General features: G+C 73.5%; 20 protein-coding genes and 1 pseudogene. 6 read left to right on the top strand and 15 right to left on the bottom strand.

What is annotated here, in order from left to right:
• Window positions 1-19 precede the first annotated feature (19 nt).
• The 3 genes from ACU610_RS11880 to dtd form a co-directional block, all read right to left on the bottom strand.
• Complete coding sequence (locus ACU610_RS11880) at window positions 20-571, bottom strand: TIGR03086 family metal-binding protein (protein WP_446767915.1); 552 nt, start codon at window positions 569-571, stop codon at window positions 20-22.
• 140 nt (window positions 572-711) lie between these two features.
• Window positions 712-1,695 (bottom strand): RNA polymerase sigma factor SigB, encoded by a 984-nt coding sequence (gene sigB / locus ACU610_RS11875; protein WP_446767914.1) that lies wholly within the window; start codon window positions 1,693-1,695, stop codon window positions 712-714.
• A gap of 252 nt (window positions 1,696-1,947) precedes the next feature.
• Window positions 1,948-2,379 (bottom strand): D-aminoacyl-tRNA deacylase, encoded by a 432-nt coding sequence (dtd, locus tag ACU610_RS11870; protein ID WP_446767913.1) that lies wholly within the window; start codon window positions 2,377-2,379, stop codon window positions 1,948-1,950.
• A 270-nt stretch (window positions 2,380-2,649) separates the two neighbouring features.
• On the opposite strand from dtd, the gene ngg reads away from it, so the two are divergent.
• Window positions 2,650-4,401 (top strand): N-acetylglutaminylglutamine synthetase, encoded by a 1,752-nt coding sequence (gene ngg / locus ACU610_RS11865; RefSeq protein ID WP_446767912.1) that lies wholly within the window; start codon window positions 2,650-2,652, stop codon window positions 4,399-4,401.
• Between the two features lie 33 nt (window positions 4,402-4,434).
• Here the strand turns inward: ngg and ACU610_RS11860 are convergent, their stop codons facing one another.
• The 4 genes from ACU610_RS11860 to ACU610_RS11845 form a co-directional block, all read right to left on the bottom strand.
• Window positions 4,435-5,166, bottom strand: coding sequence for a Crp/Fnr family transcriptional regulator (locus ACU610_RS11860; protein WP_446767911.1), 732 nt, complete (start codon window positions 5,164-5,166; stop codon window positions 4,435-4,437).
• A 70-nt stretch (window positions 5,167-5,236) separates the two neighbouring features.
• Window positions 5,237-5,890: a chemotaxis protein CheB gene (locus tag ACU610_RS11855; RefSeq protein ID WP_446767910.1), complete on the bottom strand. Its 654-nt coding sequence runs from the start codon at window positions 5,888-5,890 to the stop codon at window positions 5,237-5,239.
• Window positions 5,891-5,964: 74 nt separating this feature from the next.
• Window positions 5,965-6,987: a zinc-dependent alcohol dehydrogenase family protein gene (locus ACU610_RS11850; protein WP_446767909.1), complete on the bottom strand. Its 1,023-nt coding sequence runs from the start codon at window positions 6,985-6,987 to the stop codon at window positions 5,965-5,967.
• Between the two features lie 655 nt (window positions 6,988-7,642).
• Window positions 7,643-7,813: a CsbD family protein gene (locus ACU610_RS11845; protein ID WP_446767908.1), complete on the bottom strand. Its 171-nt coding sequence runs from the start codon at window positions 7,811-7,813 to the stop codon at window positions 7,643-7,645.
• A gap of 137 nt (window positions 7,814-7,950) precedes the next feature.
• Here ACU610_RS11845 and ACU610_RS11840 point away from each other — a divergent pair, with 137 nt between their 5' ends.
• Window positions 7,951-8,214, top strand: a complete 264-nt coding sequence (locus ACU610_RS11840; RefSeq protein ID WP_446767907.1) for a GlsB/YeaQ/YmgE family stress response membrane protein — start codon at window positions 7,951-7,953, stop codon at window positions 8,212-8,214.
• Window positions 8,215-8,276: 62 nt separating this feature from the next.
• Here ACU610_RS11840 and ACU610_RS11835 read toward each other — a convergent pair whose 3' ends face one another.
• The 4 genes from ACU610_RS11835 to ACU610_RS11820 all read right to left on the bottom strand — a co-directional run bounded on the left by ACU610_RS11835 (window position 8,277) and on the right by ACU610_RS11820 (window position 12,648).
• Window positions 8,277-9,296, bottom strand: a complete 1,020-nt coding sequence (locus tag ACU610_RS11835; protein ID WP_446767906.1) for a CNNM domain-containing protein — start codon at window positions 9,294-9,296, stop codon at window positions 8,277-8,279.
• Window positions 9,293-10,705 carry a hemolysin family protein gene (locus tag ACU610_RS11830; protein WP_446767905.1) on the bottom strand — a complete coding sequence of 471 codons (1,413 nt, stop codon included), beginning with the start codon at window positions 10,703-10,705 and terminating at the stop codon, window positions 9,293-9,295. The genes ACU610_RS11835 and ACU610_RS11830 overlap by 4 nt, the downstream gene beginning before the upstream one ends.
• Before the next feature lie 285 nt (window positions 10,706-10,990).
• The gene (locus ACU610_RS11825; RefSeq protein ID WP_446767904.1) at window positions 10,991-11,650 is read right to left on the bottom strand and encodes a response regulator; all 660 of its coding nucleotides are present in this window, start codon (window positions 11,648-11,650) and stop codon (window positions 10,991-10,993) included.
• Complete coding sequence (locus ACU610_RS11820; RefSeq protein WP_446767903.1) at window positions 11,647-12,648, bottom strand: histidine kinase; 1,002 nt, start codon at window positions 12,646-12,648, stop codon at window positions 11,647-11,649. Before ACU610_RS11820 ends, ACU610_RS11825 begins: the two co-directional genes overlap by 4 nt.
• A 224-nt stretch (window positions 12,649-12,872) precedes the next feature.
• On the opposite strand from ACU610_RS11820, the gene ACU610_RS11815 reads away from it, so the two are divergent.
• A complete protein-coding gene (locus tag ACU610_RS11815; RefSeq protein ID WP_446767902.1) occupies window positions 12,873-14,393 on the top strand; it encodes a cation:proton antiporter in 1,521 nt (506 codons plus the stop codon).
• Window positions 14,390-14,947 (top strand): annotated as a pseudogene (locus tag ACU610_RS11810) (hypothetical protein); the annotation flags it as partial. The gene ACU610_RS11815 and the pseudogene ACU610_RS11810, both read left to right, overlap by 4 nt.
• A 229-nt stretch (window positions 14,948-15,176) precedes the next feature.
• On the opposite strand, the gene ACU610_RS11805 reads toward ACU610_RS11810, so the two are convergent.
• Window positions 15,177-15,440, bottom strand: a complete 264-nt coding sequence (locus ACU610_RS11805) for a SulP family inorganic anion transporter (protein WP_446770719.1) — start codon at window positions 15,438-15,440, stop codon at window positions 15,177-15,179.
• Between ACU610_RS11805 and ACU610_RS11800 the strand changes: the two genes are divergently transcribed.
• Entirely contained in the window at window positions 15,337-15,555 is a 219-nt protein-coding gene (locus ACU610_RS11800) for a hypothetical protein (RefSeq protein WP_446770775.1), read from the top strand. The genes ACU610_RS11805 and ACU610_RS11800 overlap by 104 nt on opposite strands.
• A 201-nt stretch (window positions 15,556-15,756) precedes the next feature.
• Here ACU610_RS11800 and ACU610_RS11795 read toward each other — a convergent pair whose 3' ends face one another.
• The 3 genes from ACU610_RS11795 to ACU610_RS11785 form a co-directional block, all read right to left on the bottom strand.
• Entirely contained in the window at window positions 15,757-16,788 is a 1,032-nt protein-coding gene (locus tag ACU610_RS11795; RefSeq protein WP_446767901.1) for an alcohol dehydrogenase catalytic domain-containing protein, read from the bottom strand.
• An 80-nt stretch (window positions 16,789-16,868) separates the two neighbouring features.
• Window positions 16,869-18,005 carry a DUF3500 domain-containing protein gene (locus ACU610_RS11790; protein WP_446767900.1) on the bottom strand — a complete coding sequence of 379 codons (1,137 nt, stop codon included), beginning with the start codon at window positions 18,003-18,005 and terminating at the stop codon, window positions 16,869-16,871.
• 82 nt (window positions 18,006-18,087) lie between these two features.
• Complete coding sequence (locus ACU610_RS11785) at window positions 18,088-19,284, bottom strand: FAD binding domain-containing protein (RefSeq protein ID WP_446767899.1); 1,197 nt, start codon at window positions 19,282-19,284, stop codon at window positions 18,088-18,090.
• Window positions 19,285-19,421: 137 nt separating this feature from the next.
• Between ACU610_RS11785 and ACU610_RS11780 the strand changes: the two genes are divergently transcribed.
• Window positions 19,422-21,272 (top strand): helix-turn-helix domain-containing protein, encoded by a 1,851-nt coding sequence (locus tag ACU610_RS11780; RefSeq protein WP_446767898.1) that lies wholly within the window; start codon window positions 19,422-19,424, stop codon window positions 21,270-21,272.
• The last annotated feature ends 254 nt before the right edge of the window (window positions 21,273-21,526 follow it).

Here is a 21,526-nt window from a genome sequence, read left to right as displayed (position 1 = left end):
GACCGGGGCCGGCCGGGGCTCAGGGTCGCCGGCCGGTGAAGGCCAGCAGCCGGGTCTGCTCGTCGGCGTCGTCGGGCACCGGGACCCGCGGCCCGAACTGGCCGCTGCTGCGCAGCGCGGTGTCCCAGGGCTCGATGCCGGCGAGGAAGCCCGACACCTCGGCCGGGTCGAGCGCCTCGTCCTGGCCGGTGGCGCGGGCGAGGTCCCAGGCGTGCACGAGGAGGTCCATCAAGCCGGTCATGGCGACCAGGTCCTCCAGCGGCATCTCGCCCGCACGCGTCGTGGTGGGGCGCCGGGCCGTGGCGAGGTCCTCCAGCAGCTCGCGGATCGCCGCGTCGGCGGCCCGCCACGCACCGGCCGGGTCGTCGTCGACCGAGGGACCGGCAGGGAGCGGCCGGTCCACGGCGCCGAGGTAGAGGGCCGGCATCCACTCGACGACGTGCCGGACAACGTCGCGGGCCACCCAGCCGGCGCAGGGTGCGGGGTCGTCCCAGCGTTCTGCGGGCACGCCGTCGACCCGCCGTCCGAAGTCGTCCGCGAGCTGCCGCCACCGCTGCACCGTCGTCGCCACGACCGCCTCCTTGTCAACCAATCGGTTGAACACGAGCCTGGCGTGCGACGTCCGCGGTGTCAACGCCCGGGGACGACGAGAGCCCGTCACCGAGTGGTGACGGGCTCTCGTCGTCGCCCCCTCCGGGAGAGGGGCCCTCGTCAGGCGAGGTAGTCGCGCAGGGCGTCGGCGCGCTGCGGGTCGCGCAGCTTGGCCATCGTCTCGCGCTCGATCTGACGGACCCGCTCGCGGGAGAGACCGAACTGCTTGCCGATCTGCTCCAGCGTCCGGGGCTGGCCACCGTCGAGGCCGAAGCGCAGCACGACCACGTCGCGCTCCCGCTCCTCCAGCGTGGAGAGCACGTTGCGCACGTCGCCCTTCATCATCTGGAAGGCCACGGCGTCCTCGGCGACCGCGGCGTCGGCGTCCTCGATGAAGTCACCGAGGCGGGACTCCTCGTCGGCACCGACGGTCTGGTCCAGCGACACCAGGTCGCGGGAGTACTCCAGCAGCTCGGTGATCCGCTCGGGGGTCATGTCGAGCTCGAGGCCCAGCTCCTCGGCGGTGGGCTCGCGCTCGAGCTCCTGGTGGATCCGGCGCCGGGTGCGCACCACCTTGTTGACCTGCTCGGCGAGGTGCACGGGCAGCCGGATGGTGCGGCCGGAGTCGGCCATCGCGCGGGTGATGGCCTGGCGGATCCACCACGTCGCGTACGTCGAGAACTTGAAGCCCTTGGTGTAGTCGAACTTCTCGACCGCCCGGATCAGGCCGACGTTGCCCTCCTGGATGAGGTCCAGGAACGTCATGCCGTGGCCGGTGTAGCGCTTGGCCACCGAGACGACCAGGCGCAGGTTGGCCTCCAGCAGGTGCCGCTTGGCGGCCTTGCCGTCGGCGGCCAGCGCCTTGTAGTCCCGCTGCAGGGCAGGGGTCAGCTGCCGCTCGGCGAGCAGGCGCTCGGCGTACAGGCCGGCCTCGATCCGCTTGGAGAGCTCGACCTCCTGCTCGGCGGTGAGCAGCGCCGTCTTGCCGATGGTGTTGAGGTACACCCGGACCAGGTCGGTCGACACCAGGCCGCTGGTGTCCGGCTCGCGGCGCGGCGAGCGGACCTCGAGGGTGTCGGTGGTGGAAGACTGCAGCAGCGTCACGATCTGTCTTCGTCCTTGCCTTCGGATCGGATGCACACCGTCGGTCGTCGATGGGCGACGGTGCACCCCGGGCGTCGGGGGTCGGGCCGCTCGGCCGGCTCGGGTCAGCCGGTGAGCCCCCGCTCTGTGTGTCCCTGTGGTACGCCCTGTCCAACGGCCCCGACGGGGTCGGGTGTTCCTCGAATGCCTGTTTCCCAGCAAACGCACAGGGCGTGTGTCGCGTCACGTCCCCATACCCCGGCAGGACGCCGGTCAGACCTCCAGCAGCAACGTCATCGGCCCCTCGTTGACCGACGACACCAGCATGCGGGCCCCGAACACGCCGGTCGCCACCTCGCTGCCGCGGCGGCGCAGTTCGGCGACCACCTCCTCGACCAGGGGCTCGGCCAGCTCACCGGGGGCGGCGTCGGCCCAGGAGGGGCGGCGCCCCTTGCGGGTGTCGGCGTAGAGGGTGAACTGGCTCACGACGAGCACCGGGAGGCCGAGGTCGCCCACCGAGCGGGCACCGGCCTCGGTGGGGAAGATCCGCAGCTCGTGCACCTTGCGCGCCAGCGCCCGGGCCCGCTCCGCGTCGTCCCCGCGGCCCACCCCGACCAGGGCCAGCAGTCCCCGGCCGATCTCCCCGACGACCGCGCCGTCCACCGTCACCGCCGCCGTCCCGACCCTGCTGACCACCGCGCGCACCCGGTCATCCTCCGGCCGGGCGGATCGGCGGGGTGTCGGCCCCCGCCCGACCCCGGACCCCGTCGCGGTCGTCGGGCGCCTGCGGTCGGCGATGATTTGTTACGAATGTGTTTCGTCCGCGTCGGACCGGGCATGGTCTCCCAGCTCGGCCGGGGTGCAGCACGCCGCCCACGGCCGGACACGACTCCGGGTGGCAGCACATCGTGTGGACCAGTACGCCTCGTCCGACCTCCGGCCCACGAGGGGCGCAGCACGGCGGGGAGATGTCCCGTGGTCGCGCGGCCTGATCTCCGCCGGCGGCCGCTGAGCGCCGTCCCGACGATCACCGGTACTCCCTGGCACCCGCCGTCGGAGCACCAGCTGCGCGGCATGGACACCGAGGCCGCCCTGGACCTCGGCTGGGGTCGGCTCGTGTTCGGCCAGACGTTCGCCGACCCGCAGCGGCTGGTCGATGTGCTGCACGGGGAGGCCGAGGGCCGCCGCGACATCTGCATCTACCCGCGGGACCCCCAGGTGCTGCTCGGCCTGGCGCCCGACGAGCTGTTCCTGGACCCCTCGCTCACCTTCCGGCTGGACCTGCACCGGTACCGCCCGCGCCGCGAGCTGGTCGAGAACGTCTTCGTGCGCACGGTGACCTGCCCGGACGACGTCGCCGAGATGGAGCGGATCATCACGCGCGCCGGCATGGTCCCCGGGGACCCCGCCACCGTGTGGCACAACCACTCCACCCGCACGGTCCGGTACCTCGTGGCGGAGGACCGGCGCACCGGGCGGGTCATCGGCACGGTCACCGGGGTCGACCACGTCCGCGCGTTCGGCGACCCCGAGGGCGGCAGCAGCCTGTGGTGCCTGGCCGCCGACCCGGGCGAGGCCCCGCCGGGGACGGGGGAGGCGCTGGTCCGCGTGCTCGCCGAGCGCTACCTCGCTCGAGGGCGCAACTACCTCGACCTCTCGGTGTTGCACGACAACGCGCCCGCGATCGCGCTCTACCGCAAGCTCGGCTTCCGCCAGGTGCCCGCTCTGGTGGTCAAGCGCCGCAACGCGGTGAACGCGCCGCTGTTCGTCCCCGGTCCGGTCGGGCTCGACCGGCTCAACCCCTACGCCCGGATCCTCGCCGACGAGGCGCTGCGCCGGGGCATCCGGGTCGAGGTGACCGACGCCGCCCACGGTGAGATGCGGTTCTCCCTCGGCGCGCGCAGCGTGCTGACCCGCGAGTCGCTCTCGGAGCTCACGTCGGCCGTGGCCATGAGCCGCTGCGACGACAAGCGGGTCACCCGCCGCATCATGGAGGGCGCCGGCGTCCGCGTCCCCGTCGGCGCCGAGGTGGCCGGGGACGACCTGGGACCGGCCCTGGCCCTGCTCGCGCCGTTCGGCGAGCTGGTGGTGAAGCCGGCCCGCGGGGAGCAGGGCAAGGGCATCACCGTCGGGGTCCGGGACGAGGCGGGCCTGCGGTCGGCGGTCGCGCTGGCGCGGCAGCACTGCCCGGACGTGCTGGTCGAGGAACTGGTGGTGGGTGAGGACCTGCGGGTCGTCGTCATCGACTCCGAGGTGGTCGCCGCCGCCGTGCGCCGGCCGGCCACGGTCGTCGGCGACGGCGTCTCCGACGTCACGACGCTGATCCGCCGGACCAGCCGGCGCCGGGAGCGGGCCACCGGCGGGGAGTCGCGGATCCCGCTGGACGACACGACGGCCGCCGTCGTCGCCGAGGCCGGCTGGGCGATGGACGACGTCCCGCCGGCCGGGGAGCGGATCCGCGTCCGCCGGACGGCGAACCTGCACACGGGCGGCACCATCGAGGACGTCACCGACCGGCTGCACCCCGAGATCGCCGCGGCCGCCGTCCGGGCCAGCCGAGCCATCGGCATCCCGGTGACCGGCCTGGACTTCCTCGTCCCCGACCTCGACGGGCCCGAGCACGTCTTCGTCGAGGCCAACGAGCGGCCGGGGCTGGCCAACCACGAACCCCAGCCGACCGCCGCCCGCTTCGTCGACCTGCTGTTCCCCGAGACCCGCTGCCGCTGATGCACGGACCCCGTCCTCCGGACCGGGCCGGGGTCAGACCTCCGGCGCCGCGGTGATGCGCCGGTACTCGGTCTGCACGATGTCGTAGCAGTCGCAGGCCGCCTCGTGCAGGGCGTCGGGGTCGAGGACGGTGATCTGCCCCCGGGTGTAGCGGATCACCCCGGCCTGCTGGAGCACCCCCGCGGTCAGCGAGACGGTACCTCGGCGCACACCCAGCATCTGGGCGAGGAACTCCTGGGTGAGGGTGAACTCGTCGGCGCCCACGCGGTCGCGGGTCTGCAGCAGCCAGCGGGCGCAGCGCTCCTCGGTGGTGTGCAGGCGGTTGCAGGCCACGTTCTGGGACAGCTGCACCATGGTGGCCTGGGTGTAGCGGTGCAGCAGGTCGTGCAGGGCGCCGTCCTGGGACAGGTACCGGCGCAGCTCGGCGGTCGACAGGCGCAGCGCTCGTCCGGCGATCTGGCAGTAGGCGTCGTGCGGGCTCTCGGCGGTGCCGAGGAAGACCGGCAGTCCGGCGACGCCCTCGTAGCCGATCGTGGCGACCTCGACCGCCGCCTCTCCCTCGACGGTGGCGAGCAACGACAGGACGGCGTCGACGGGGAAGTAGAGGTGCTCGATCGTCCTGCCGCGCGCGTGGAGCTGCTCGCGGACGTCGAGGTCCACCCTCTCCAGGGCGGGCAGCAACCGACCGAACTCGTCCTCGGGCAGGGAGCGCAGGAGGAGGTTGTGTCGCGGGTCCGGTTCGCTGCTGCTGGTCGGCGTGGACACGTGCCGCCTTCTCGGGACGGGGGCTCCCGGCTGCTCCGGGAGTCGCGGGGCTACCCCTGGTCGCCGCCCGTCATGCCGGCACGGACCCACGCCGGCCCAGGCGGGCCCACGGCGGGACCGGCACGGCGAACAGGTCGGCCGCGCCGGCGGCCATGGTGTAGGCCACCAGAGCCGGTGCGACGAGATCCAGGGGCAGGGCGTGCTCGACGCAGCCGGTGGCCAGTGCCGCGCTGGGCATGCCGGGCGCCTCGGCGTCGTCCGGGTCCTGGACCAGCACCCGGCCGCCCTCCCGCCGGACCGCACGCACGCCTGCGGCCCCGTCGGACAGCCGGCCGGTCAGCACCACCGCCAGTACCCGAGGGCCGAAGGTCGCGGCCGCACTGGTGAGGAGGTCGTCGACGGTCGCGGCCGTGGGGCAGGGGCGCAGCGTCAGGTGGCCGTTCGGGTGCACGTCCGCGGTCGTCCTGGCCGGCAGCACGGTGATCCCGTGTTCCAGAGGACCGGGCGTGGCGGTGCGCACGGGGAGGGTCCCCGCGGCCCGTAGCAGGTCGGTCAGCAGCTGCGGCGCGCCGGGACTGCGGTGCTGCACCACGAGGACCGGCACCGGGAAGACGGACGGCAGGCCGGAGACGACCCGCCGCAGCGCCCGCACGCCACCGGTGCTGGCGGCCAGCACGACCACGGCGAAGTCGCCACGGGGAGCGGGGAGCGAGGCCGGGAGCACGGATCCAAACTACGCCTGTGTCAGGTACCTGACACACCACCACGCGCGACAACCCGAGGACTCCAGGCCGGAGATCAGGGGCGCAGCAGGGTCTTGATGGCGCGGCGCTCGTCCATCGCCCGGTAGCCCTCGGCGGCCTGCTCGAGGGGCAGCTCGAGGTCGAAGACGCGGCCGGGGTCGATCTGGCGGGTGCAGATCAGGTCGATGAGCTCGGGCAGGAACCGGCGCACCGGGGCCGGGCCGCCGTGCAGGTGGACGCCGGAGAAGAACAGCTCCGCACCGGGCAGGGAGACGTCGTGGCTGACGCCGACGTAGCCGACGTGCCCGCCGGGCCGGGTGGCGCGGATCGCCTGCATCATCGACTCCTGGGTGCCGACGGCCTCGATCACCGAGTGCGCGCCCAGGCCGTTGGTGAGGTCCTTGATCCGGGCGACGCCCTGGTCGCCGCGCTCGGTGACGAGGTCGGTGGCGCCGAACTGCAGCGCCAGCTGCTGGCGGGGCTCGTGGCGGCTCATCGCGATGATCCGCTCGGCCCCGAGCTGCTGGGCCGCGAGGACGCCGAGCAGGCCGACGGCGCCGTCGCCGACGACCGCGACGGTCTTGCCCGGGCCGGCCTCGGCGGCGACGGCGGCGAACCAGCCGGTGCCGAGCACGTCGGAGGCGGCCAGCAGAGCGGGTACCAGGTCATCCGACGGGAGGTCGGGGGTGGCCACGAGGGTGCCGTCGGCCAGCGGGACCCTGGTGTACTCCGCCTGCCCGCCGGTGGCGGCGCCGGGTTGCCGGTTGACGCAGGACGTCTGGTAGCCGGCCCGGCAGATCTCACAGGTGTTGTCGGAGGCGAAGAAGGAGCCGACGACGAACTGGCCGGGCTCGATCGTGGTGACCTCGCTGCCGACCTCCTCGACCACGCCGACGTACTCGTGGCCCATCGGGGACGGGCCGTGCACGGGCTCGATGCCGCGGTAGGGCCACAGGTCCGAGCCGCACACGCACGTGGCGGCCAGCCGGATGACCGCGTCGGTGGGCTGCTCGATCCTCGGGTCCGGGCGGTCCTCGACGCGGACGTCGCCGGGGGCGTGCAGGACTGCACCTCGCATGGCGGGTTCCCTTCGGGTTCGGTGGGGCTCGCCGCGGGGAGCGACGTGGCGGCGGGCTCAGGGGGCTGTCGGCCGACCTCGGCCCTCGCCCTCCGGCGCGCACCGGACGGTGTCGCCGGAGCAGAGGACGACGACCTCGCCCCTCGCGGGACCGGGTCGGGCCGATGCCCTCGGTGACGTGCAGGGCCTGACCGTGGGCGTGCCCGTGCCAGGTGCCGGGACCCACCGGCTCTGCTCATCGGGATGGTGGTGGACCAGCACGTGTGTCGAGGAGGAGCGACCAAGGACGCTGCGGCTGCTCGTGCCACCCCGACGCTCGCGCCCGAGGCCGCCCAGCAGCAGTTCCGGGGTGGGAACGGGGGGCGTGACCAGCAGCGCGGCACCACACCAAAGGGTGGTCGTTCCCCATCTGCGGGCCGACGTCCCCCGCACCCCTGGCAGGTGAGCCTGGCCAGGACCGGCGCTCCTCTTGCCGCTACGGCCTCCGGAGCGGGGCGGTTCGGCGGCGTCCAGGGGGTCGTGGCCGTCCGGGGCAGGCGCTCGTCTCCACCGGTCTCCTTGCTCGGACTGCCGGCGGAGGACTCCTGGAGGTGGCGGCTCGGGGCCTCGGCGAGGGCGCCGGCTCAGAGGTGGGCCGCGCCCGTGGGTCGCTGACCTACTTGAAGGCGTCCTTGACCTTCTCGCCGGCCTGCTTGAGGTTGCTCTTGGCCTGGTCGGCCCTGCCCTCGGCCACCAGGTCGGGATCGTCGGTGGCCCGGCCGACGGCCTCCTTGCTCTTGCCGGCCAGCTCGTCGATCTTGTTGTTGATCTTGTCCTCGCGGCTCATGCCGGTCCGGTACCCGCCGGGGACAGGCGGCATGCCGCGCGCACCGCCCCGTGGCGGGTGACGTCGATTCGGGCGCGAAGCGTCACGGACGTGCATCGGGCCGTTTGGCGGGGCCGACGTGCAGGTACCGGCGGGCCATGATCGGCTTCCTCGTCGCAGGCCTCGTCATCGGCGCGCTCGCCCGCCTGATCAAGCCGGGCAAGCAGAACCTGAGCATCCTCGCGACCCTGCTGCTCGGCCTGGTCGGGTCGGTGATCGGCGGTGTCATCGCCAACCTGCTGGGCACCGGCGACATCTTCGAGCTCAACGTGCTCGGCTTCGTCGTGGCGGTGATCGCCGCGGTGCTGCTCATCGGCGTCGCGGAGGGGCTCGCCGGCTCGCGTCACCGCTCGGTGCGCTGACCACCTGAACGCTCCGAACGGCGGTGTGGCCGGGCCCGTCACGTGCCCGGCCACACCGCCGTTCAGGCGGCGGCTGTGATCGGCCGCGGGAACAGCCGGCGCAGCACGTCCGAGAGCGTGATGACGCCGAGGACGGCACCGCCGTCGGTGACGACGGCCAGGTGGTTGCGGGTCTCGCGCATCGCCTTGAGCGCGGCGTGCACGGTGGTGTCGGCCTCGAGGGCGAACACCGGCCGGGCGAACGGCGTGGCCGGCGCCTCGTCGGGCTCGGTGAGGGTGTCGCGGACGTGCACCACACCGGTCAGCCGCGCCCGGGTCCCGAGGAGGATGCGCAGGTGCCCGGTCCGCCGGGTGGCCTCGCGCACCGCGCCGACGGTGGCGTCGGCGGGCACCGCGCCCAGCGGCGCGCCCGCGGAGACCAGCTCGCGGACGGTCATGCGCTCCAGCTCCAGGGCGCCGGAGATCTGCGCGGAGAAGCCGGCGTCCAGCGCCCCGACGTTGGCCGAGTGCTCCACCAGGTGACGCAGCGCGTCGGGGCTGTGCCCGACGGCGACCTCGTCGGCAGGCTCCACCCCGACCTTGCGGACCAGGGCGTTGGCCGCGGCGTTCAGCGCGCGCAGCAGCGGCCGGACGACCGCCATGAAGGCCCGCATCGGCCCGGCGAGCAGCGTGGCCGAGCGCTCCGGGTGGGCGATCGCCCACGACTTCGGCGCCATCTCACCGACCACCAGGTGGATGAACGTCACCACCAGCAGCGCCAGGACGAACCCGACGACGTCGGCGGCGACCAGCGGTAGCCCCCACCTCTCGAACAGCGGGGTCAGCCAGTGGTGCACCGCCGGCTTGCTGATCGCGCCCAGGGCCAGGGTGGCCGCGGTGATGCCCAGCTGCGAGCCGGCCAGCAGCAGCGTCAGCTCCGAGGAGTTGCGCAGCGCCGCCCGAGCGGACCGGCTGGTCGGTGCGGCCTCCTCCAGCCGGTGCCGCTTGGCCGCCAGCGCGGCGAACTCCACGGCCACGAAGAACGCGCTCAGCGCCACGATGACGACGGTGGCGGCGACGACCACCCACGGGTTGTCGCTCATCGGGAGGTCCCCCCGGCAGCAGCGGCCGCGCGAGCAGCGCCGACGGCGGTGCCAGCGCGGTCGGGCAGCTCGAGGCGCACTCGGGACGGCACGTGCCGCTCCACGGCGAGCACCTCCACGTGCAGCAGCCGCGGCCGCGGGTCGTCCTCGTGGACCAGGTCGCCGGGGTCGGGCGGCAGCTCGACGGCCAGCGTCGCCCCGGGCTCGGGCAGCGTGCCGGCGGCGGCGATGACCAGGCCGGCGATCGTCTCGTAGTGACCGCGTGGCAGGTCGACGCCGAGGGAGCGTTCGACCTCGTCGACGTGGACGTCGCCGGCCATCTCCCACACGCCGTCGCCCTCGACCGGCACGTAGTCGGGGTCGACGTCGGCGTCGTGCTCGTCGGTGATCTCACCGACCAGCTCCTCGGCGAGGTCCTCCAGCGTGAGAACGCCGGCGAACCCGCCGTACTCGTCGATGACACAGGCCATCTGGTTTCCGGTGTCGGCGAGCTGGCGCAGTGCGTCGGGCAGCGGGGTGAACGTGGACACGACCAGGCACTCACGGGCGATGGCGGTCACCGGTGCCGTGTCGGGCTCGGGGGTGGTCAGCAGGTCGGCCAGGTGCACCACGCCGACCACGTCACCGGTCCCGGCGTCCAGCACCGGGTAGCGGGAGTGCCCGGAGGCCATCAGCTCGCGCAGGTGGCCGAGGGTGTCGGCATCCTGGACGGTGTCCACCCGCGGGCGGGGGATCATCGCGTGCTCGACGTCGCGGTCGGGGAAGTCCAGGATCCGGTCGACCAGCATCGACAGCTCCGCGGGCAGGTTCCCGCTCTCCCGGGACTCCTCGACGATGTGCTCGAGGTCGCGGGCCGTGGCGGCGTGCTCGACGTCGTGCACCGGCTCGATCCTCAGGGCCCGCAGCAGCAGGTTCGACGCCTGGTCGAAGACCCAGACCAGCCAGCCGAGCACCTTCAGGTAGCCGACGGTGGACGCGGCCAGCCAGCGGGCCACCGGTTCCGGGCGGGCGATGGCGAGGTTCTTCGGGAACAGCTCGCCGAACAGCATCTGCACGACCGTGGAGAACAGCAGCGCCAGCACCGCACCGATGCCGACGCTGACGGCGGTCGGGATGCCGGCGCCGCCGAGCAACGCACCGAGGGACTCGCCGATCAGCGGCTCGGCGACGTACCCGACCAGCAGTCCGGTCACGGTGATGCCCAGCTGGGCACCGGAGAGCATGAACGAGGTGCGGCGGGTGACGCTCAGGGCGCGCTGGGCGGCGGCGTCACCGGCCTCGGCGCGAGCGGCCAACGAGGAGCGGTCGACCGCCATGTAGGCGAACTCCTGCGCCACGAAGTACCCGGTGGCGATGGTGATCGCCAGCACGACGAGCACCCCGAGCAGCAGGGAGAGCACTTCGGTCACCGGCCACGCACCTCCTCACCGAGGTCGGGATGCGCGGCCTGGGGTATGTGATCGGTGCTCATGGCTCTCTTCGTCGGAGTGGGTCGGGGCAGGCTCAGGACCCCGACAGGTCAACGCGGCGTCGCCGGTCGACGTTCCGACCGGCGACGCCGGTCCCCGGGGCCTCTCGGCGCACCCCGGCCCGGGGGTCCTCCAGCAGTCGCGTCCGGAGGATCGGTCTCGTCGGCCGAGCGGTGAGGCGGTCAGCGAGGACCCGGGATCGGCGGCCGTGGAGCGAGGCCGCGGTCAGGGTTCGATCAGGCCGGCACGGATCGCGTACCGGGTCAGCTGGGTGCGGTCCCGCATCTCCAGCTTGGCCAGGACGTTGGCCCGGTGCCGCTCGACGGTCTTGACGCTGATCACGAGCAGGTACGCGATCTCCTGCGAGGAGCGCCCCTCGGCGATCAGCTTGACCACCTCCTCCTCGCGGGCCGACAGCACGCTGCCGGGCAGCCGCTCGCCGCGCGCGGCCCGCTGGAGGTACTCGCGCATGAGGGCGGTCAGCGCATCGGGGTAGATGAACGGCTCCTCGCGCACGACCGCACGGCAGGCCTCGACGAGGTCCCGGTCGGCGACCGACTTGAGCACGTATCCGGAGGCGCCGGCGCGGAGGGCCTCGAAGAAGTACTGGTCGTTGTCGTACATCGACAGCAGCAGGATGCGGGTGGCGGGGGAGCGCCGCGACAGCTCCCGGGCGGCCTGCAGGCCGGTGAGCCGCGGCATGGCGACGTCGAGGACGGCGAGGTCGATGGCGTGCACGCGGGCGAGGGCCAGGGCCTCCGCGCCGTCGCCGGCCTCCGCGACGACGGTCAGGTCCGGCTCGTTGTCCAGGATCAGCCGGACGCCGCGACGGACGAGGGCGTGGTCGTCGGCGAGCAGGATCCGGGTGGGCGCGGCGGAGGTCACCGGCCGTCCCCCGGCCGGGGCACCGGGACCAGCAACCGCAGCTCGGTGCCGCCCTCGGGGTGGGACCCGACGGTGAGCGTGGCGGCGACGAGCATGGCCCGCTCCCGCATGCCGCGGATCCCCGCACCCTCGCGGCCGGTGCCGACACCACGGCCGTCGTCGACGACCCGCAGCTCGACGGCGTCGCCGGCGAACGTGGGCGTCAGGTCCACGCAGACCCGTCGGGCGTCGGCGTGCCGGGCGACGTTGGTCAGCGCCTCCTGCGCCACCCGGTAGACGACGAGCTCGGCATCAGGGCCGAGCGGGGGCAGGTCGGTGGACAACCGGCGGTACACCTGGGCGCCGGTGAGCCGGGCGTGCTCGGTCACCAGCGACGTCAGGGCGCTGACCAGACCCAGGTCGTTGAGCACGCCGGGGCGCAACCGCCGGACCACCTGCCGCACCTCGTCGAGGCCGGCCCGCGCGGTCTCCTGCACGAGCAGCACCTCCTGCTGCAGCTCGGCCGGTGCCCGGTCGGCCACCTGCCGCAGGCCGAGCAGGACCGCGGTGAGGCTCTGCCCGACCTCGTCGTGCAGCTCCTGGGCGACCCGGCGGCGCTCGGCCTCCTGGGCGGCCAGCGCCTGTCCGCTGGAGGCGGCACGCTCGGCCTCGAGCCGTTCCAGCATGGCGTTGAAGCTGCCGATCAGATCGGAGGCCGGTCCGCTGCCCTGCTCCGGGAGGCGCTGGCCGGGGCGCAGCAGGTCCACGTCCTCCATCAGGCACCGCAGCCGGTCCAGTGGCCCCAGCATCCCGCGGAGCAGCAGCCCGTTGGCGACCAGCATCACGGTCAGGCCGACGGAGAGCACCAGCGCCTCACGGGCCAGCACCGGCGTCGAGACGGTCGCCGGGGACGCCGCCAGCACAGCGGTGCCCACGGCGAAGACGGCGCCGTTGACGAGACACACCCGCCAGAACAGCGGCAGACCGCGACCGGTCGCTAGCCGTGCCCCCTGCGCCATCCGCTGCCCCCACCGCCCTGCTGGAGTCGACGACGCCGAGCCTCCGGCATGGCAGGCCACCGGCCAAGAACCCGCGCGGAAGATGGGGCCCAGCACCCATCCCGACCTCCCGAGCACACCCGGAAATGGGTGCTGCCACGGATTCCACCCGGCCGGCCGGCCCGTGAGGATCGGGTGCGGGCCGGCGGCCGGCAGGCGGAGGAGGGCGTCCTCGAGGAGGTCGGGTGCACCACGTCGCTGAGGCACTCCTCGCGCTCGGCGGCGCCTTCCTGGTCTGCGGCCTGGTCGCCCGGGCCGGCGTGCCCATCGGGCTGCCGACCATCCCGCTGTTCATGCTCGCCGGCGTGCTGCTGGGGCCGCACACCCCCGGGTTCGTCCTGGTCGGCGAGCCGGGGGACCTCGAGCTGGTCGCCCGTCTCGGCCTGGTGTTCCTGCTGTTCTACCTGGGCCTGGAGTTCTCCCTCACCCAGCTCACCTCCGGCGGACGGCGGCTTGCGGCAGCCGCGGGCGTCTACCTGTGCCTGAACATCGGCGGCGGGCTGGCGCTGGGCTTCGCGCTGGGCTGGGGGACGTCGGAGGCGTTCGTGATCGCCGGCATCGTCGGCATCTCCTCGTCCGCCATCGTCACCAAGCTGCTGGTCGAGACGCGGCGGCTGGGGAACCCCGAGACCCGGGTTATCCTCGGGATCATCGTCATCGAGGACCTCTTCCTCGCCCTCTACCTGGCCCTGCTGCAACCGGTGCTCGGCGGCGCCTCCGGCGTGGCCGAGGCCGTGACCGGCATCGGCGTCGCCTTCGCGTTCCTGCTGGCGCTGTCCGTGGTGGCGCGGCACGGCACCCGGTGGGTCAGTGCCCTCATGCGGACGAGGGACGAGGAGATCGTCGTCGTCCTGGCCCTGGGGCTGGCGATCAGCACGGCCGGCGCCGGAGAGCACCTGGGCGTCTCGGACGCCATCGGCGCGTTCATGATCGGCCTGATCCTGGCCTCCACGCCGACGGCTCGCCGGCTGCGGCAGCTGACCCATCCGCTGCGGGACGGCTTCGGCGCGATCTTCTTCTTCCACTTCGGCCTGACCATCGACGTCGGGGACGTCTTCGCGGTGCTCCCGCAGATCCTCGTCGCCGCCGGGACGACGGTCGTGCTCGCGGTCGTCGCCGGCATCGTCGCCGCCCGCCTGCACGGCCTCGGGCGCCTGGGAGCGGCCAACATCGGCCTGACCGTGCTGACCCGCGGCGAGTTCTCGCTGGTCCTCGCCTCGCTGGCGCTGTCGGCCGGGCTGGACCCCCGGCTCGGCTCGTTCGCCGCCGGCTACGTCCTCGTCCTCGCCGTCCTCGGTCCGATCGCGGTCTACGCCTCCCCGCGGCTGGCCCGCGGGATCCCGCGCCGCCTCGTGCCCGGAGGCCCCGAGCCGGCAGGGAGGTCCAACGGCGTGCCGCTGGACATGGACGTCGGCACCTCGTCCCTGCACGAGCTGGGCACCGACCTGCTGCAGGTCCGGGTCCTGCCCGGCTCCCGCCTGCACGGCGTCTACATGAACGAGCTCCGCCTCCCCGAGGGAGCGACCCCCGGCCTCCTCGCGCGCGACGGGACCACCTCCGCGGTCGCTCCCCACACCCGGCTGCGCACGGGCGACGTCCTGCTGGTCTTCACCCGACCCGCTCAACGCCCCGACACCGAACGCCGCATCCTCGCCGTCCACCGCAGCGGCCGGCTGGCGCACTGGTTCGGAGACACCGGCACATGAGCGCACCCCCCGACCGGAACGGGCCCGCACGTGCGGTCCGCAGGACGACGGTCCTGCCGGTCCTGGCGCTGCTGGTGCTCGCCGCCACGTGGGGCCGGACGTTCGGCCCGGTGTTCGCCGTCGCCGTGGCGCTGGTCCTGGCCGGGGCGGTGCTCTCCGCGGTGCACCGCGCCGAGGTGGTGGCCCACCGGGTCGGTGAGCCCTCCGGCTCCCTGGTGCTCGCGGTCACGGTCATCGAGGTCGCGCTCATCGTCACCCTGATGGTCTCCTGCGGGTCGGAGACGGTCACGCTCGCGCGTGACACCGTGTTCGCCGCGGTGATGATCACCTGCAACGGCATCGTCGGCCTGTCGCTGCTGCTGGGCGCCCGGCGCTACGGGCTCGCGGTGTTCAACACCGAGGGGAGCGGGGCCGCGCTGGCCACCGTCGCGACCGTCGCCACGTTGAGCCTGGTCCTGCCGACCTTCACGACCAGTCGCCCGGGCCCACAGTTCTCCGGCGCGCAGCTGGCCTTCGCCGCGGTCGCCTCGCTCGTGCTGTACGCGGCCTTCGTGCTCACCCAGACCGTCCGCCACCGCGACTTCTTCCTCCCCGTCCGCGCGCCCGGGACGGTCGACTCGCCGGAGGAGCACGCCGAGCCCCCCACGGGTCGAGCGGCGGTCACCAGCCTGCTCCTGCTGCTGATCGCGCTGGTCGCGGTCGTCGGGCTGGCGAAGGTCGAGTCACCGGCCATCGAGGCCGGCGTCGCCGCGGCCGGTTTCCCGCCGTCGCCCGTCGGCGTGGTCATCGCACTGCTGGTCCTGCTGCCCGAGACGATCGCCGCATCCCGGGCCGCCCTGCGCAACCGCCTGCAGAGAAGACGCCGCCGAGGACGACGGCGGCGAGCAGGTACTCGAGGCCGTGGTCGCGGACCAGCGGGGCCACCACCAGCGCGATGGCGCCGGTGGCCGCGGTGATCATGGCGGGGCGGCCGCCGGTGAACGCGATGACCACGGCCATCACGAACGACGAAAACAGGCCCACCCGGGGGTCGACCCCGGCGAGGATGGAGAAGCTGATCGCCTCGGGGATGAGCGCGAGCGCGACGACCAGCCCGGCCAGCACCTCGGTGCGGGCGACCGTCGGGGACAGCCAGGCGGGCCGGGACAGGCGCGGCTCCTGACCTCCGCCTGCTGGGTGGCCAGGCCCAGGTCGTCGCGGCAGGCCACGTCGGGCCGTCCGTGAGCCGGCCAGTGCCGTCGCCGGGTCCGGGCCGAGCGGCTGACGGCGGGGAGGTCGGGCCGGAGGGCTCGGTGTGGAAGCAGCGAACGGCCTGCTCCACCGCGCGCTCCCGCGGTGGAGCAGGCCGTCGTCCGTCGAGCTGTCAGCTGCTGAGGACGACCTTCAGCGCATCTGTCTCCGCCGCGTTCTTGAAGGTCTCGTAGCCCATGACCATGTCGCCGAGGTCGAACCGGTGGCTGATCATGCTGGTGGGGTCGAGGGTCCCCGACGCGATCGCCTTCATGAGCTGCGGGATGGTGAGCCCGGAGGGGATCCCCGTGGTGAGCGTGATCTGCTTGGCCCACAGCGTCTCCAGGTGGAGCGTCGCGGGTTCCTCGTGGACACCGATGTTCGCGATGTGACCGCCGGGGCGGACGAGGGCCGCGGCGAGCTCGAACGGCTTGGGGAAGCCGGCCGCCTCGATCGTGACGTCGGCACCCAGACCGTCGGTGAGCCCGTTCACCACCTCGTGTGCCTCCTCGGGCGAGACGGCGTGGGTCGCACCCAGCTCCAGCGCCTTCTTGCGCCGGGAGTCCACCAGATCGATGACCACGATGTTGGCCGGCGAGAACAGCCGTGCCGTCAGGGTGGTCGACAGTCCGACCGGCCCGGCGCCGACGATGGCGACGGTGTCCCCGGGCGCCACCGCACCGCGCAGCACACCGACCTCGTACCCGGTGGCGAGGATGTCGGTGAGGAACAGGACCTGCTCGTCGCTGAGCTCGTCCGGGATCTTGTAGACGGAGTTCTGCGCGAACGGGATCCGGGCGTACTCCGCCTGCACCCCGTCGATGAGGTGGCCGAGGGCCCAGCCGCCGTTGAGGCACTGGCCGTACTGCCCCGCGGTGCAGAATCGGCAGTAGCCGCAGGCGCTGACGCAGGCGGCCAGGATGCGGTCGCCCGGGACCACGTTGGTGACCGCCGAGCCGACCTCCTGCACCACGCCGACGCCCTCGTGCCCGAGGACGGTGCCTTGGGGCGTGTCCGGGACGCCGCCCTTGATGATGTGGGTGTCCGAGCCGCAGATCGTGGTCTTGGTGACCCGCATGAGGATGTCGGTGTCGCGCTGCAGGACGGGGTCCGGGTGGTCCCGCCAGTCGATCTTGCCGGGGCCGTCGTAGACAAGGGCCTTCATCGTGCTCTCCTCCTGGTGATCGCCGGTGATCTCCGGCTCGGTGATGCGAGGGCGTCCTCGCGGTGGGCGAGGTCTGGGGGTCAGCGGTGTGCGGCCTGCAGGTGCAGGCGCAAGGCGTCGAACCCGAAGTCGCCCTGCGGGTCGCGCCAGACGGTGTGGACGTGGTTCACGTCGCGCTGGGTGTTGTCGTACTCGACCAGCAGGCGAGGGCCCTGCAGCCGGTAGTAGTGCGGCTGGTGCCGCTCGGTGCCGCCGGCCCAGGCGAAGTGGACCTGACCCAGCCGCTCGCCGGCGAACTTGGCCGCCTCCCGCTCGGCGAGCTCGTCGGGCACGCGCCCGAGGTAGACGTCGAGCAGCGCGCGCAGCTGGTCCTGCTGCACCGGCGTGAGGTCGGCCGCGGCCAGCCCCTTCGGCCGGGCGGTGAGCCGCACGGCCTCGTGGTCCTCCGGGCGCACCCCTGCCTTCTCCTCGGCGCCACGGTGCATCGCCTGCACGCGCTCGGCGAGGCGCGGCTCGCTGAAGTGGTCCCGCCAGACGTCCGGCAGTGGCATCAGCAGGTCCCCGTCGCTGATCCGGGGCCGATTGCCGCCGACGATGTCGACGGGGGCGACGCCGGTGAGCAGCGCACGCCGGGCCTGGGCCTCGTCGAGGGACCGCACGAGGTCGCGGGCCAGGTCCTCCGCGCCGCCGAGCGGGCGCAGCGGGTGCGGGCCGAGCAGCGGGGACTCGGCCGGGTCCGCACCGAGGAAGCACGGCGTGGTCGCCTGCACCTCGCTGTCCACCACCAGGAAGTTCAGCGAGACGTGGTGCCCGCCGAACCGCCACGCCCAGGGCCCGCGGCCGTCCGGCTGGCCGAAGACCCGCAGCCAGTACAACTCCGGATCGCGTCCCCGCTCCCGGCCCCAGTCGACCTGCCAGCCCTCCAGCCGGTCGAGGACGTTCTCCAGCCCCATGATCGTGGACACCGTGACGTAGCCGGCCCGGGACAGCCCGGTGGCGACCAGTTGCAACGCCAGGCTCTGCTGCGCAGGCCGCATGTCCCGCAGCGGCAGCCCACCGTGGTCGGTCGGGGTGTAGAACCAGCGCAGCCGCTCACCGCCGGCCTCCCAGGGCCACGACGCCCGGCCGCGCTGTTCGTCGCTCAGGCTCGCCAGCCAGGTGCGCGCGGCCGTCGTCATCCGGTCGGCGGCGGTCCGCGCGCCGCGGATCTCCGTCATGGCCGCGTTCCGGCCCTCACCGGCACGGTGGCGCGGAGGCTGTGTCGGGTCATCGCCTGTGCTCCTCGTCGAAGGGATCGGTTCAGTGGTCAGGGCCGTACAGCCCGAACCGCAGGTTCCGGTCGGCGGGGTCCGCGTCGCTGGCGACCTGGTAGTGCCGGCCCATCTCGCGGACCCGTGCCAGCAGGTTGCGGCCCACCTCCAGGCGGCCGGGCTCCCACTTCTCCAGGGCGGGGACGACGTCGCCGTCCGTGTCGCGCAGCGCGTCGGCCAGCGCCCACGCGTCGGAGGCTGCCTTCGCCGTGCCAGCGGCCGCGTGCGGGCGGGCGGCGAACGCGGCGTCCCCGATGAGGCAGACCCGGCCGAACGCCATGTGCGGTACCTCGATGTCCAGCACCGGCTGGATGAACGGCTGCTCGGTGCGCACGACGAGCTCGGCGGCGGCCGGCGGGAGGACCTCGCGCGCCGACGCGCGCAACTCGTCGACGTAGCGGTCCTGGACCTGTCCTGGGTGCACCGAGACCGGGCTGGGGAACCCGCGCTTGTCGGTGAGCATCTCGTCGAGCTCGGGGCCCTCGGCGACGTTGCGATACCAGACGTAGTTGAGGTCGCGGGCGCCGACGGCGGTCCCTCCGTCCCTGCCCGGGATCGGGTACATGACGATGTGGGTGCGGGGAGCCGTCGCGTAGGTGACCGAGTCGTGCAGGAGGTCGTGCGTCCGGTGGCTGACCTCGCCCTCCGGGACCGTGCCCCGCCATCCCACGTAGCCGGAGTAGCGCGGGGTGACCTCGGGCAGCAGGCGACGCCGGCCGGTCGAGGAGATGCCGTCGGCGAAGACCACGAGGTCGGCGCGCTCGACGCGCCCGTTGGTGAACCGCAGGGTCACCTCGCGGTCGTCGTGGTCGAGCCCGGCGACGTGGTGGTCGAGGTGGTAGCCGCCGGTGCCCAGGTCGGCGAGCAGCGCGCGGTAGGTCGCCGTCCACGACGTGAAGCGCCACCTCGACGGCTCGTCGTACCTGACCTCGTCGTCCGGGCCGAGGTACCGCAGGTGGGAGGAGCCGGTGCTGACCCGCTCGACGGCCTCGGTCCCGCCGTGCTCGGCGAACCACCGGATGGTGTCGGGCTGCAGCACGATGCCGGCGCCGCGGCCCTCGAGCGGCAGCGGCGAGCGCTCGAAGACGTCCACCTCGAAGCCGAGCTCGCGGAGCAGGAGTCCCGCTGTCAGCCCGCCCATCGAGCCGCCGACCACCACCGCCCGCTGTGGGCTCCGTACCGCCATGTCGCACTCCTGTCGTTCGGGATCGTCCCCGTGGCCCCGTATCAGCGTGGCGTGCACCACATGGACAATCACTGTGGAGATCCACCGGGTATGACCGGTCTGCTGTGGATCTCCACAGCGAGGAAGTGGAACTGCGGATGGTTGTCGAGAGCCGCCACGAGGAGGTCCGGCGCTGGCTGTCCGGCGTGGGGACGATCGCCGCCGCGGTCAACACCGAGGTCGCCTTGCCGAGGCTGGTCGACCTCATCGCCCGCACCGCCTGCGACCTCATGGGCTACGAGGCCGCCGGTGTCCTGCTCGCCGACCGGGACGAACACTCGCTGGTCATCACGGGTGCCCACGGGCTCTCCCCGGAGTACGTGGCGCGAGTCAACGCCGAGCACACCATCCGCCTGGGCTCGGGCCCCCTGGCCGAGGGCCCGTCGAGCCGCGCGTTCCGCAGCGCCGAACCGGTCGCCATCGAGGACATCTCCGCCGACCCGTCCTTCCACCCGTGGGCGGGACTGGCCCGGGAGTACGGCTACCGTGCGATCGTCGCCATTCCCTTGCTCGTGGCCGGGGTGCCGGCGGGGACGGTGAACTGCTACCGGACCGTCACCCACCGATTCGGCGACGACGAGATCACCCTGCTCACCACACTGGCGAACCAGGTGGGCATCGCGCTGCAGACCGCCCGGCTCCGGGACCGGGAGCGGGAGACGATCGCCGATCTGGAGCGGCTCAACGCATCCCTCACCGCCCAGCGTCACCTGCTGGAGCAGGCGGAGGAGATCCACCGGGCGCTCACCGCGGTGGCGTTGCGCGCCGGCGGGGTCGAGGCCGTGGCCGACGCGCTCGCCGTCCTGCTGTCCCGGCCCGTCCTCGTCACCGACCCAGCGGGTCAGCGACTCGCCGACGCCCGGCACGGGGACCGCATCCCGCAGGCCGAACCGCCCGAGCCTCCCGGGGATGCGCCCCGCTCGGGTCTGAGCGAGGTGACCGCCCCCAGCGGGCCGGGAGCGACGGCATGGACCACCGCACCCGTGCAGCTCGGCGAGGAGCTCGTCGGTCGGTTGTGGGTTCCCGGACGGCTGACCGAGCTGAGCGCACTGGACCGGCGCGCGCTGGAGCACGCCGCGGTGGTGTGTGCGCTGGAGCTGTTGCGTCGGCGGACGGCGATGGACGTGGAGTGGCAGTTGCGCGGTGACGTGCTCGCCGAACTCCTCTCCGGCGACGCGTCGGCGACCGTGCGCGCCCGAGCGGCAGCGCTCGGACACGAGCTCGCCCGTCCGCACCGGGTGCTGGTCGCCCGTGCCGACGCCATCGACGGGGACGCCCGCCAGCCGGCGGGCATCCGTCGGCTCCTCGGGGTCGCCCAGGCGGTCGCCGACCGCGCGAGCCCCCGGCCGCTGGTGACCAGCTGGGGGGATTGCGTCCTGGTGCTGTGGCCGGAGACGACGCCCGCCCCGGGCCGGGACCCGCACGCCGCGGCCGAGGCCGTGCGACAGACCTCCCGCCGTGCGCTCGGCGGCTCGACCGCCACGGTCGTGATCGGGCAGCGGTGCACCCGCTTGGAGGACTACCGGTCGGCCGTGCGCACAGCGCGTGGCGCCCTCGGCCTGGCTCAGCTGCGTCGGGCGGCCAACCGCACCGTCACTCTGTCGGATCTCGGTGTGTACGGGCTCCTGCTGCAGCTGGACGACCCCGGCGAGCTCCTCCGCTTCGCCGACCGCGTCCTCGCCCCCTTGCGGGGCTACGACGCGCACAAGGACTCCTCCCTGGTGCGAACGCTGCGCGCCTACCTCGACAACGACCTGAGCACGAGAAGAACGGCAGACATGCTGTACCTGCACCCGAACACCGTGGGGCTGCGCCTGAAGAAGATCGAGGAGCTCATGGGCGTCTCCCTCGCACAGCCCGACGCCCTCCTACAGCTCCAGGCAGCGCTCATGGCCGAGGACGTGGTCGGCTCCACGCGACCTCAGCACGTCTCCCCGGACCGTCGGTGAGCCGGCGAGCACCGCGGCGGCCGGCCCGCCCGTTCGGGGCCGGTCGACCAGGCCCGTGCGGCGGGTCAGCTGTCCTGCCTCGCACTCGTCGTGCACGAGCGACGAAGTGCAGTGGGTGTGAGCAGGGCGACCGTGCCAGAGCATCGCCGCCGAGGTCCGGTGCGACACGTGCCCGTCGTGCCCCGACTCTGCAGCAGCCGGGACGCCGCCGACGACGAACTGCTGAGCCGCGACCCCCCGCGCTCGTTCTCGGC

The organism is Geodermatophilus sp. URMC 61 (assembly GCF_052931555.1).
The sequence above is the reverse complement of the archived record's forward strand: the minus strand, read 5'-3'. Positions and strand labels throughout refer to the sequence as shown.